The sequence below is a fragment of the Kitasatospora sp. NPDC048540 genome (assembly GCF_040651175.1).
Classification (GTDB): Bacteria; Actinomycetota; Actinomycetes; order Streptomycetales; family Streptomycetaceae; genus Kitasatospora.
The window spans coordinates 1-11,131 of the sequence record NZ_JBEZIR010000199.1 but is presented as its reverse complement, the minus strand read 5'-3'; the positions used below and the strand labels follow the sequence as shown (position 1 = coordinate 11,131).

Below are 11,131 nucleotides of genomic sequence, written 5' to 3'. Positions count from 1 at the left end.
GGCGGCGGTCAGCAGCACCGCGGTGAGGGCGACCAGCGGCAGCATCAGCAGCCACTGCGGACCCGCGCCGCCGGTCGCCTGGACCTGCGCCGTCCGGGCGCGGCTCCGCCCGTTGCGGCCCCGCACGGTCCCCGGCCTGCGCCGCAGGCCGCCCCCACCCGCTGGCACAATGGCGGAGTGATCGACGCACGACGGCTGCGGACCCTGCGGGCCGTGGCCGACCACCGGACCGTGACGGCCGCCGCGGCCGCGCTCTACCTCACCCCCTCCGCCGTCTCCCAGCAGCTCGCCGCCCTGGAACAGGAGACCGGCCACCACCTGCTCGCCCGCGACGGCCGCGGGGTGCGCCTGACCGCCGCCGGAGAGATCCTGCTGACCCACGCGGACGCGGTGCTCGCCCAGCTCGAGCGCGCCGAGGCCGACCTCGCGGCGTACCGCGCGGGCGCCGCGGGCGAGGTCACCGTGGCGGCGTTCGCGACCGGCATCGCCCTGGTGCTGGCGCCCGCCATCGCGCTGCTCGCCGAGACGGCGCCGGGGGTGCGGCTCAAGGTGCTCGACGCCGAGGGCGACGCCAGCCTGCCGATGCTGCTCGACGGCGGCGCGGACATCGCCGTCGCGGTCGAGTACCGGGGCGCGCCGCGCGCCGACGACCAGCGGCTGACCCGGGTGCCGCTGTACGCGGAGCCGTTCGAGGCGGTGCTGCCGCTCGGCCACCCGCTGGCCGAGGGCCCCGGCCCGGTCGCCGTCGCCGAGCTCGCCGCCGAGCCGTGGATCGGCCCGTACCCCGGCAACCCCTGCCACGACGTGGTGCTGCTCGCCTGCGAGTACGCGGGCTTCCAGCCCAGGCTGGTGCACTCCTCGGACGACTTCCGCGCGGTGGTGGCGCTCGCCTCGGCCGGTGCGGGCGTCGCACTGGTCCCCCGCTCGGCGCTGCGCGGCGCCGACCTGTCCAAGGTGGCGGTCCGCCCGGTGGACAGCGCGCTCGCCACCCGCAAGGTCTTCGCCGCGGTCCGCGGCGGTGCGGAGCTGCACCCCCTGATCCGCCCGGTGCTGGACGCCCTCACCACGGCCGCGGCGGGCCTCGCGCAGTGAGGGCGGCCACGGCCGCGGACGGTCAGTCGGTGATCTCGACCCCCTTCCAGAACGCCACCATCCCGGCCACGTGCGCGGCCTCCGGCTTCGGGTCGGGGTAGTACCAGGCGGCATCCGGGTTCTCGGCGCCCGCCACCCGCAGGGTGTAGTACGAGGCGATGCCCTTCCACGGGCAGTGGGTGGTGGTCGCCGACGGGCCGAGGAACTCCGCCCGCACCGACTCGGCCGGGAAGTAGTGGTTGCCCTCCACCAGGACGGTACGGTCGCTGTCCGCGATCATCTGGCCGTTCCAACGCGCTGTGGTCATCCCGCCATTGTGGCCGATCCCGGCCCGCCCGGCCCGGCCCGCCCGGCCCAAGTCCGGCCCGGCCACCGCATCCTGACTGGCCGGCCGCGCGGCTGTCATATGCTGCCGGATGGTCCGGCCCCGCTGACCGGACGGACCGCCACCCACCCCCAGCAGGAGCGTCCCGATGAGCGACCACCACCTCGACCCCGACCCCGCGGCCCTGCCGGTGGCCGTGATCGGCCTCGGCGACATCGCCCAGAAGGCCTACCTCCCGGTCCTCACCACCCAGCCCGGCCTCGACCTGCGGCTGATGACCCGGGACCGCGCCAAGCTCGACCGCCTCGGCGACCTCCACCGGCTCCCGCACCGCTACACCGACCTCGGCGAGCTGATCGACAGCGGCATCCGGGCCGCCTTCGTGCACGCCTCCACCGACCAGCACGTGCCGATCGTCGAGCAGCTGCTCACCGCCGACGTCGACGTGTACGTGGACAAGCCGCTCGCCTACCACCTCAAGGAGGCCCGGCACCTGGTCGAGCTCGCCGAGCGCCGCGGCCGCTCGCTGATGGTCGGCTTCAACCGCCGCCACGCCCCGGGCTACCAGCAGGCCGCCGAGCGCCCGCGCGACCTGATCGTGCTGCAGAAGCACCGGGAGGGCCTGCCGGAGGCCGTCCGCAGCGTGGTCCTCGACGACTTCATCCACGTGGCGGACACGCTGCGCTTCCTGGTCCCCGGCGAGATCGAGCACATCGACGTCCGCTCCCGGACCCGGGACGGGCTGCTGGAACACCTGGTGCTCACCCTGGCCGGCCCCGGATTCACCGCGCTCGGCATCATGAACCGGGTCAGCGGCTCCACCGAGGAGGTCCTGGAGATCTCCGGCTCCGACGCCAAGCGGGTGGTGGTCAACCTGGCCGAGGTGATCGACCACAAGGGCCAGCCCAGCATCCGGCGCCGCGGCGACTGGGTGCCGGTCGCCCGGCAGCGCGGCATCGAGCAGATCGTCACCTCCTTCCTGGACTCCGTCCGGGCCGGCCGGACCGTCTCGGCCCAGGACGCGCTGCGCACCCACGAACTGTGCGAGGAGATCGTCACCCGGGTGGAGGCCCAGGCCGCCGGCTACTGAGCCGCCGCCCGGGCCGGGCCCGCCCCGCGGGCGTAGCCTCGGGAGAGGACCCGTCCCCGAACACGGTCCGCCCGGCGGCCGCCGTCACCTTGGCGCCTCCCCGGGCGGGTGGTGACCGATGCTGAGACACGAGCAGTCGACCGAGCGGCCGGAGCACGACCTCCCGGCCGCGGGCCCGGCCCCGACGGGGGCGACGGCCTGCGGAGGCCGGCCAAGGATGGTTCGTCTCCTGGTGGTTTCCTGGGCACGGCCCGGAACGTCCAAAGGATCCTCCAAGAATGCGGTGCTAGCTTCGGGCGCCATGACCGACCTGCTCCGACCTGCGCATCCGGGTACCCGCAACGATCCGCGGCAGCACGGCCCGCGACAGTACGACCCCCGGCAGGCAGGCCCGGGCAGAGCCGTCCGGGCGGGCCACCGGCTGCGCCCGCGCCACCTGGCCTGGCCGCTGTTCGCGCTCGCCTTCGGCTGGTACCTGTGGACCTACGGCCTGCCGTACGCCAACGACGTGGTGTTCTGCTGGCTGATCGGCGCACTGGTGGCAGCGTCGGTGCACAGCGGCGGCCGCCGGGGCTGGCCGCTGGTGCTGCGGGACTGGGTCCCGGTGATGGCGGTGGTCTGGGTCTACTCGCTGCTGCGCGGCTACGGCGCGCACACCCCCTGGCCGGTCCGCTACGAGCCGCAGCTGAGCATCGACACGTTCCTCGGCGGCGGCGAGACCTGGACGGTCCGGCTGCAGCACTGGCTGTACACACCCGGCCACCCGCACTGGTACGACTACTCGGCCGTCACCGTCTACATGTCGCACTTCTTCACGGTCTTCCTGGTGCTGGCCGTGCTCTGGAAGCGCCGCTACCCGAGCTTCCGCCGGCTGCTGGCGCTCTACCTGGCGGTCACCTTCGCCGGCTTCGCCACCTACGTGCTCTACCCCGCCGACCCGCCGTGGCTGACCGGCCAGGAAGGGCACATGCCCGCGGTCACCCGGATCGTCTCCGACGTGCTCAACCAGAGCGGGCTGCCCCGCGCCGGGTCGGTGTTCGAGAACGGCAGCGAGTTCGCCAACGACGTCGCCGCGATGCCGTCGCTGCACGCCGCGTACCCGATGCTGCTGGCGCTGTTCTTCTGGCGCGGCGCGGGCCGCTGGACCAGGGTGCTGCTGGCCGCCTACCCGCTGGCGATGGCCTTCACCCTGGTCTACGGCGCCGAGCACTTCATCGTCGACATCCTCGCGGGCTGGGCCTACGCGGTGGTGCTCTGGTACGTGCTCACCCGGGTGCTGGACCGCCGCGCCCGGGCCAGGGCGGAACGCGCCAGGCGGGCCACGACCGCGCCCGCCGGACCGGTCAGGGTCCCTGCCGACGGACGCTAGGCCGGCCGGGCCCGGGCCGGTCAGCCGGGCCGGGCCGGCCGGGCCAGGGCGAGCAGAGCGGCGTCGTCGTCCAGCCCGTGCGGCGTGTAGGCGCGGACGTCCGCCAGCAGCCGGTCCAGCAGCGGCTCGGGCCCCTCACCGGCCGGCATCGCGGACAGCCGCTCGGCGAGCGGATAGAACACCCCGGCCGTGTCCCGGGCCTCCGACACCCCGTCGGTGTAGAGCAGCAGCAGGTCGCCGGGCCCCAGCGGCACCTGCTGCACCGGGTAGCACCCGCCGGTCAGGCCCAGCAGGGCGAGCGGCGGCGACCAGGCCGGCGGATCGACCTCGTCCACCCGGTGCCGGGTGCGCAGCAGCGGCGCCGGATGCCCGCAGTTCACCAGGCTGGCCGAACCGTGCTCCGGCACCGACACCAGGACCGCGGTCACGAACTCCTCGTCGCCTGGCCGCCGCGCCACCGTCGCGTCCAGCCGCCCCGCGATCCGGCTGAGATCGGCCTCCGAGACGGCCGCCTCCCGGAACACCCCCAGCACGTCCGCCGCCGTCTCCACCGCGCCGAGCCCCTTGCCGCGGACATCGCCCAGCAGCACCCGCACCCCGAACGGCGAGTCCAGCACCGCGTACAGGTCGCCCCCGATCCGGGCCTCGGCCGCGGCGGGCGCGTACCGCACCGCTGCCCGCAGCCCGCCGATCCGCGGCGCCACCGGACGCAGCAGCGCCTGCTGGGCGGCCTCGGCCACCGAGCGCAGCTGCGCCAGCCGGCGTTCCCGGTCGGCCACCAGCGCGACCGAGGCCGAGCTGGAGACGGCCACCGTCGCCACGGCGGCCGCCGACGCGGCGTGCACCCCGGTGCCGACCTGGCCGTTGAGCACCGCCAGCACGCCCACCGCCGCCAGTGCGACGCCGCCGGCCGCCAGCGGCACCCACGGGCGCCGGGTACCGGTGCCCGCGAGGACCGGCACGGCGGCCAGCAGCGGGGAGAAGGTCAGCCTCGGTCCGGTGAACAGGTCGGCGAGCAGGACCAGGGTGATCAGGACGTAAGCGCCCAGGATGAACCGCCCCCAGCGGGGGGAGGCGGCCGGCGGCAGCCGGGCATCCGACTCGTCATCGATCGCCATCGGGCCTCCCGCCGTCGGACATCACTCCATTCTGGCCGCCGCTCCCGCCCGTCCGCCTGACGTGGCCGGCGCCTGCGCGGGCCCCGGTACCCCCGCCGCGCCGACCGCGGCAGGGCGGCGCAGCAGCACCAGCACCAGCACGCCGCCGGCCAGCCCGAACGCCCCCGACACCAGGAAGGTGTCCCTCAGCCCGGCCGCGAACGCGCCGCGCACCAGGTGTTCCAGCGCCGGCCGGGCACCCTCACCGGCCCGGGCGACCAGCGCTCCCGCCTGCCCGCCGCTCAGCGCGTCCGCGGTGCCCTGCGGGTCGGCGCCGCCGCCGCCCCGCAGCCCGTCGGCCAGACCCGCCCGGAAGACCGCGCCGAGCAGCGCGATGCCGAGCGCGTTGCCCAGCTGACGGGCGGTGTTGAGGGCGCCGCCGGCCATCCCGGCCCGCGCCCCCGGCACGGCGGCCATCGCGGCGGCGGCCATCGCCGGGGTGGCCAGGCCGACCCCCGCGCCACTGACCGCGAGACCGGGCGCCAGCGCCGCCCAGCCGGAGTCCGCCCCGACCACCGCCTGCAGCAGCGCGCCGACGCCGATCAGCAGCAGACCGCCGCCGACCGTCAGCCGCGGCGGTACACCGTGCAGCCGCCGCCCGCCGACGGCCGCCGTCACGAACGCGACCACGCTCATCGGCAGCAGCGCCAGCCCCGCCGCGACCGGGCCGAGACCCAGCACCGACTGCAGCCACAGCGAGGAGTACGCGAGGTACGAGAACGCCGCCGCGGACAGCAGCAGGCCGCCCGCCAGGATGCCCGCGAAGGCCGGGCTGCGCAGCAGCGCGAGGTCCAGCATCGGGTGGGCGCTGCGCCGCTCCACCAGGACGAACGCCAGCAGGGCGAGCGCGCCGAGGGCGAACAGGCCGAGCGTGGTGGCCGAGCCCCAGCCGTTGTCCCCGGCCTTGATCAGGGCGTAGGTCACCGACCCGGCGGCCACCGTGAAGGCCACCGTGCCGGGCAGGTCGAGGCCGGCCGCCCGCGGGTTGCGGGACTCGGCGACCACCCGCAGCGTCACGGCCACCGCCACCACACTGACCGGCAGGTTGACGTAGAAGATCCAGCGCCAGTCGAGGTGCTCGGTGAGCAGCCCGCCGAGGATCGGCCCGGCCGCCGCGGCGGCCCCGTTCACCGCGCCCCAGACCCCGAACGCGACACCCCGGTCGCGGCCCTGGTAGGCGTGCCCGAGCAGGGCCATGGTGGTGGCGAACATCGCCGCGCCGCCGACCCCCTGCACCACCCGGAAGGCGATCAGCTGCTGCGGCCCGGTGGCCAGGCCGCAAGCCAGCGAGGCGCCCGCGAACAGCACCAGCCCCGCCAGGTACACCTTGCGCCGCCCGACCAGGTCGGCGAGGGCGCCGGCGCCGAGCAGCAGCGCGGCCAGCGCCAGCGCGTAGCCGTCCATCACCCACTGCAGGTCGGCGAAGCCGGTGTGCAGCGCGGTGGCCATGTCGGGGAGGGCGACCGTCACGATCGTGACGTCCACCAGCAGCATGAACGCCCCCAGACAGACCGCCACCAGCGGTAGCCATTTGCGCATCGGAGTTCTCCTCGGTCCCGTGACCGGATCCACGACCGCCCGGCCCACCCGCCGAATCTCGCAGCCGGATCGCGGATCGGCCGCACCACGGCGGCCCGGGCTGCGGAATCCGACACCCCACCCGCCTGTCATGATGGAAACCATGCAGAGCGGCACCCCGGAACTGGACGCCCTGGACCGATCCGTCGTCCAGGCGCTGATGATGGACGGCCGGATGCCGTTCAGCCGGCTCGCCCAGGTGCTGGAGGTCTCCGACCAGACGGTGATCCGCCGCTACCGGCGGCTGCGCACCGCCGGTCTGCTGCGGGTGGTCGGCCTGCCGCTGGGCCACCGGGTGGGGCTGTACGAGTCCTGGCTGCGGGTGCAGTGCACGCCGGACGCCGCCGTCCAGGTGGCCGACGCGCTGGCGCGGAGGCCGGACATCGCCTGGGTCACCCTCAACTCCGGCGGGACCGAGATCCACTGCGTCTCCAAGGCCCGCAACCAGGCCGACCGGGACGCACTGCTGCTGCAGAAGCTGCCCGGCACCCGCCGGGTCACCGGGATCACCGCGCACAGCATCCTGCGCACCTTCGTCGGCGGTCCCGGCCGCTGGGCCGGCCTGGACGCCCTGAGCGAGCGGCAGGTCCGGGAACTGGAGCGGCCCTGGGTGTTCGGCCCCGGGCAGCGGGTCGAACTGGACGAGGCGGCGCTCGCCATGCTCGCCGTACTCGGCCGGGACGGCCGCTGCGGCTACCCCGAACTGGCCCGCGCCACCGGGCTGTCCCAGTCCGCGGTGCGCCGCCGGCTGGAGCAGCTGCGGGACAGCGGCGCGCTCTTCTTCGACGTGGAGATCTCCCCGGCGCTGTTCGGCTTCCACGCGCAGGCGGCGCTGCTGGTGTCGGTGCCGCCGGCCGACCTGGCGGCGACCGGCGCGGCCCTCGCGGGCCACCGGGAGGTGCCGTTCGCGGCGGCCATCACCGGGTCGGCCAACCTGCTGGCGGTGGTGGTCTGCCGGGACAACGACGCGCTGTACACCTACCTCACCGAACGGATCGGCGCGCTGGCGGCCGTTCAGCAGGTCGAGGTGGTGCCGGTGCTGCGGACCGTCAAACGGGCGGGGATGCTGATGGACGGGGTACGCCTGGTCGACCCGCCGGCGGGGTGGGCCTGAGCGTCCGGAGGCGGGCGCCGGGTGCTCGGGTCCGCGGGTGCTCAGTCCTCGGTGGGCAGCCAGCTGCCGTGCAGGCCGAGCGGGACCCGGACCGGGATCCGCACCCGCGCCATCGGCCCGGACCCCGGGTCGGCGTCCGGGATGACCAGCAGCCAACTGCTCAGGTCGGTGCGGTCGGTGGCGTAGGTCAGCCAGTACCCCGGACCGCCGCCGGCCGAGGGTGCGAACACCGGCTCGCCGACCGACAGGTCACCGGCCGGCCACAGCACCGAGGCACCGGGGTCGTCGGCGCAGTCGTACCAGCGCAGCGCGTCGAACTCGCCGGGCAGCAGGTCGACCCGGCCGCTCTCCGCCGCGACGGCCGCCCGCCGGTGCGGCCGGCCGATCAACCGGTCGTCCACGCGGGGGAGTTCGACCGGCGCGTCGTCCAGGGCGGTACGCCGGACGGTGCCCGCGGCCGGGTCGAGGACGGCGCGGGTCAGGCCGCCCGGGTTCGGCGGCGCGGCGGCGTCGGGCGCGCCGAGGGTGAGGTGGGCCCACTGGACGTAGTCGAGGACCACCGAGCCGTCGGGACGGTCGTAGGCGTTCACCGTGTGCCACAGCCAGAACGCGTCGTCCGCCGCCCAGCGGACCGGCCCGCCGTCGCGGGGGATCAGGGCGATCCTGGTACCCCGCTCGGGCCGCCAGTCGATCATCGAGCCGCCCTCCATCGCGGCCGCGAGGTCGAAGAAGGCGGGGGCGAGCACCAGCACCACGAAGCGGGCGGTCAGTGCCATGTCGTGGATCATCATCGGCCGGTCCACGCCGTCGACGGCCGTCGGGCCGCGGGTGACGGTACCGGCCGGGCCGAGCATCGCCCAGGTCAGGTACGGCGGTTCGAAGGCGTAGCAGAACACCGCCAGCTCACCGGTGAGCGGATCGGTCTTGGGGTGGGCGGTGATGCCGGCGGGCAGCGCGCCGTCGAAGGTCTCGCGGCCCGCGGTCGCCAGGTCGGGCGTGATCCGGAACGGGCAGTCGGACTCGGCGAGCGCGAGCAGCCGCCCGGCGTGCCGGACCACGTTGATGTCCGGCAGGTCCCGGAAGGTGCCCGCGAGTTCGGGGGAGACGTCCGGTTCCGACGGCGTGATCATCGACTGCAGGCCGCCCCACAGCGCGCGCCCGGCCCGTTCCTCGGCGATCACGGCCGGGGTCCGCACGAAGCGGTTGCGGTACCGCGCCCGGCCCCCCGAGAGCCACACCCCGTGCAGCATGCCGTCGCCGTCGATCGGGTACAGGTACGAGCCGATCGGGCTGAACCGCGGATTGGGCCCGTTGCGCAGGAACAGCCCGTCCAGTCCGTCCGGCAGTTCGCCCAGCACCGCCAGGCCGGTCGCGTCGACCTCCTCGGTGACCGGCGCGAACCGGCCCGACAGATGGGCGACCCGGGCCGGGTCGAAGGCGGGTGCGGTGTGCGTGGTCATGGCGGCCTCCCGGTGAACGGCACGGCACGGCCTCCAGTCAACTGCGCACGCCGCCGGGCGGCAACAGCCCGGGCGGCCCGCGCCGCCGTCACCCTGTGTGCACAGCGGGCCCGGGGATGCGGGGAGTTGGAGCCGGTCCGAGCATGGAAGGGGCGGGCCGCACCCGCGGCCCGCGCACCGGGGAACCGCGCTGGAGGTGCTCAGTGGCCGGGACCGACACGGGCTGGGGAGACACGGGCCGGGGCAGCGCCGGCCGGGGCGGTGCCGGGCGGACCGGCACGGGACCGGACGGCCCGCAGGGCGCACGGTCCGGGAACATGCTGTTCGCGTTCGCGCCGTGGATCATCTTCGACGTGGTGGCCGGGCCCAGCACCTGGAAGCTGGCGGCCTTCGCGGCCCTGGTCGCCTCGGTCCTGGTCAACCTCCCCGACCTGCGACGGGGCCGCCCCAAGGTGCTGGAGGTCACCGGGATCGCCTTCTTCGCGGTGATCTGCGTCCTCGCGCTGGTGCTCGACCGGCACGACCTGATCTGGCTGGAGACCTACGCCCAGGTGATCGCCAACGGTGTGATCGCCGTGGTGGCGCTCGGATCGCTGGCCTTCGTCCCGTTCACCGAGCAGTACGCCCGCGAGAGCACACCGCCCGAGATCTGGCACAGCCCGCTCTTCCGGCGCACCAACCTGGTGCTGACCGCGGTCTGGGGCGGGGTCTTCGCGGTGACCGCCCTGCTCGGCCTGATCGCGCTGCACATCTCGGGCGGCACCGACTGGCTGAACTGGGTCATCCCGATCGTCCTGCTGGTGGCGGCGATCCGGTTCACCCAGTGGTACCCGGAACAGGTCCGTGCCCGCGCCCGTGCCACGGCCCGCCCGATCGGCACCCGGGCACACTGAGGACCCCTGCCCCGGGCCGCCGGCCTACCCGTGGTCGGCGGCGTCCCCGGCGGCGGGCCCGGGATCCGGCGCGGCCTTGGTGTGCAGGACCTCGCGGGCCTGCTCCGCGGCACGGGTGAGGCTCTCGCTGACGAAGTCGAGGAAGCGGGCGATGTTCTCCAGCCGGGCGGCCGCCGGGGTGCCGGGGCCGAGGACACCGACGCCCTGCCGTGCGGTGTCGATGATCTGCAGACTGGAACGGGCGCTGGCGACCATCGCCTGGTACCAGATGTCGTCGTCGACGATGTAGCGCTCGCGGCGTCGCTCGTCGCGCTCCCGGCGGATGAGGCCCTGACTCTCCAGGAACGACACCGCCTTGGAGACGGAGGCCGGGCTGACCTGGAGGCGCTGGACCAGTTCGGCCGCGGTGAGGCTGCCCGAGTCGGTGACGTACAGGCTGGCCTGGACCCGGGCCATCATCCGCGGCGTACCCGCCTGCATCAGGACGGCGGTGAACACCTCCTCGAAGTCCCGGACGGCCTCGGCGTCGCGCCCGTGGGCCTGCGGGGCCGTCCCGGGCTGCCGGGGCGCGGCCGGCTTGCGCCGGTGGGCGCGGCGTTCGGTGGCGCGGTGGGCCAGGTCGGCGCGGTACGCGGTGGGGCCGCCGTTGCGCAGCACCTCACGCGTGATCGTCGAGGTCGGACGGTCGAGGCGCCGGGCGATCTCGGCGTAGGCGAGGCCGTCGGCCAGTCCCAGCGCGATCTGCTGACGTTCCTGCTGGGTGAGCCTGCCTCCGGGCATCGCGGTCTCCTTCGCGCACGGTCCTTGGTGCCGCCACCTTAGCGTTCAGCTCCATTCCATTGCAACAGTCGACTTGGGGTGCGTTGCATTACTCTCCATCCTCGGTGCAACGATTTTGCGGTATTGAGCTGCGGAGATGCTGATTTGATGCAACATCGGCATTGCTGGATCCATGAACGCAACGTAGCGTTTCTCTCATCAGAAACGGCAGGGCGAAGGGCGCCCGCCGCAACCGAAGGAGCACGCCATGCAGAAGTTCGACACCCCCGCCCC

10 protein-coding genes are annotated in these 11,131 nt (G+C 74.8%); 5 read left to right on the top strand and 5 right to left on the bottom strand.

From position 1 onward, the window contains the following. Window positions 1-177 precede the first annotated feature (177 nt). Entirely contained in the window at window positions 178-1,092 is a 915-nt protein-coding gene (locus tag AB0D08_RS38920) for a LysR family transcriptional regulator (RefSeq protein ID WP_033819632.1), read from the top strand. A 22-nt stretch (window positions 1,093-1,114) separates the two neighbouring features. Here the strand turns inward: AB0D08_RS38920 and AB0D08_RS38915 are convergent, their stop codons facing one another. Then, the gene (locus tag AB0D08_RS38915; RefSeq protein WP_033819643.1) at window positions 1,115-1,399 is read right to left on the bottom strand and encodes a DUF427 domain-containing protein; all 285 of its coding nucleotides are present in this window, start codon (window positions 1,397-1,399) and stop codon (window positions 1,115-1,117) included. Window positions 1,400-1,601: 202 nt separating this feature from the next. Here AB0D08_RS38915 and AB0D08_RS38910 point away from each other — a divergent pair, with 202 nt between their 5' ends. Continuing rightward, complete coding sequence (locus AB0D08_RS38910) at window positions 1,602-2,507, top strand: Gfo/Idh/MocA family oxidoreductase (RefSeq protein ID WP_033819644.1); 906 nt, start codon at window positions 1,602-1,604, stop codon at window positions 2,505-2,507. 301 nt (window positions 2,508-2,808) lie between these two features. Further along, complete coding sequence (locus AB0D08_RS38905) at window positions 2,809-3,876, top strand: phosphatase PAP2 family protein (RefSeq protein ID WP_051812100.1); 1,068 nt, start codon at window positions 2,809-2,811, stop codon at window positions 3,874-3,876. Between the two features lie 20 nt (window positions 3,877-3,896). Here AB0D08_RS38905 and AB0D08_RS38900 read toward each other — a convergent pair whose 3' ends face one another. After that, window positions 3,897-4,994 carry a PP2C family protein-serine/threonine phosphatase gene (locus AB0D08_RS38900; RefSeq protein ID WP_359895071.1) on the bottom strand — a complete coding sequence of 366 codons (1,098 nt, stop codon included), beginning with the start codon at window positions 4,992-4,994 and terminating at the stop codon, window positions 3,897-3,899. Window positions 4,995-5,015: 21 nt separating this feature from the next. Further along, window positions 5,016-6,572: an MFS transporter gene (locus AB0D08_RS38895; RefSeq protein WP_359895069.1), complete on the bottom strand. Its 1,557-nt coding sequence runs from the start codon at window positions 6,570-6,572 to the stop codon at window positions 5,016-5,018. A 142-nt stretch (window positions 6,573-6,714) separates the two neighbouring features. On the opposite strand from AB0D08_RS38895, the gene AB0D08_RS38890 reads away from it, so the two are divergent. Continuing rightward, on the top strand, window positions 6,715-7,725 hold the full coding sequence (locus AB0D08_RS38890; protein ID WP_033819635.1) for an Lrp/AsnC family transcriptional regulator: 1,011 nt from the start codon (window positions 6,715-6,717) through the stop codon (window positions 7,723-7,725). A gap of 41 nt (window positions 7,726-7,766) precedes the next feature. Here AB0D08_RS38890 and AB0D08_RS38885 read toward each other — a convergent pair whose 3' ends face one another. Continuing rightward, window positions 7,767-9,185 (bottom strand): carotenoid oxygenase family protein, encoded by a 1,419-nt coding sequence (locus AB0D08_RS38885; RefSeq protein ID WP_359895067.1) that lies wholly within the window; start codon window positions 9,183-9,185, stop codon window positions 7,767-7,769. Window positions 9,186-9,502: 317 nt separating this feature from the next. On the opposite strand from AB0D08_RS38885, the gene AB0D08_RS38880 reads away from it, so the two are divergent. Then, complete coding sequence (locus AB0D08_RS38880) at window positions 9,503-10,078, top strand: hypothetical protein (RefSeq protein ID WP_359895065.1); 576 nt, start codon at window positions 9,503-9,505, stop codon at window positions 10,076-10,078. Window positions 10,079-10,102: 24 nt separating this feature from the next. On the opposite strand, the gene AB0D08_RS38875 is transcribed toward AB0D08_RS38880, so the two are convergent. Beyond that, the gene (locus AB0D08_RS38875; RefSeq protein WP_033819637.1) at window positions 10,103-10,858 is read right to left on the bottom strand and encodes a helix-turn-helix domain-containing protein; all 756 of its coding nucleotides are present in this window, start codon (window positions 10,856-10,858) and stop codon (window positions 10,103-10,105) included. Window positions 10,859-11,131: the final 273 nt, after the last annotated feature.

Bases quoted from the DNA above. Each gene is read 5' to 3' on its own strand.
- AB0D08_RS38915 (WP_033819643.1), bottom strand. From the start codon at position 1,399: ATGACCACAGCGCGTTGGAACGGCCAGATGATCGCGGACAGCGACCGT.
- AB0D08_RS38905 (WP_051812100.1), top strand. From the start codon at position 2,809: ATGACCGACCTGCTCCGACCTGCGCATCCGGGTACCCGCAACGATCCG.
- AB0D08_RS38900 (WP_359895071.1), bottom strand. From the start codon at position 4,994: ATGGCGATCGATGACGAGTCGGATGCCCGGCTGCCGCCGGCCGCCTCC.
- AB0D08_RS38895 (WP_359895069.1), bottom strand. From the start codon at position 6,572: ATGCGCAAATGGCTACCGCTGGTGGCGGTCTGTCTGGGGGCGTTCATG.
- AB0D08_RS38890 (WP_033819635.1), top strand. From the start codon at position 6,715: ATGCAGAGCGGCACCCCGGAACTGGACGCCCTGGACCGATCCGTCGTC.
- AB0D08_RS38885 (WP_359895067.1), bottom strand. From the start codon at position 9,185: ATGACCACGCACACCGCACCCGCCTTCGACCCGGCCCGGGTCGCCCAT.
- AB0D08_RS38880 (WP_359895065.1), top strand. From the start codon at position 9,503: ATGCTGTTCGCGTTCGCGCCGTGGATCATCTTCGACGTGGTGGCCGGG.
- AB0D08_RS38875 (WP_033819637.1), bottom strand. From the start codon at position 10,858: ATGCCCGGAGGCAGGCTCACCCAGCAGGAACGTCAGCAGATCGCGCTG.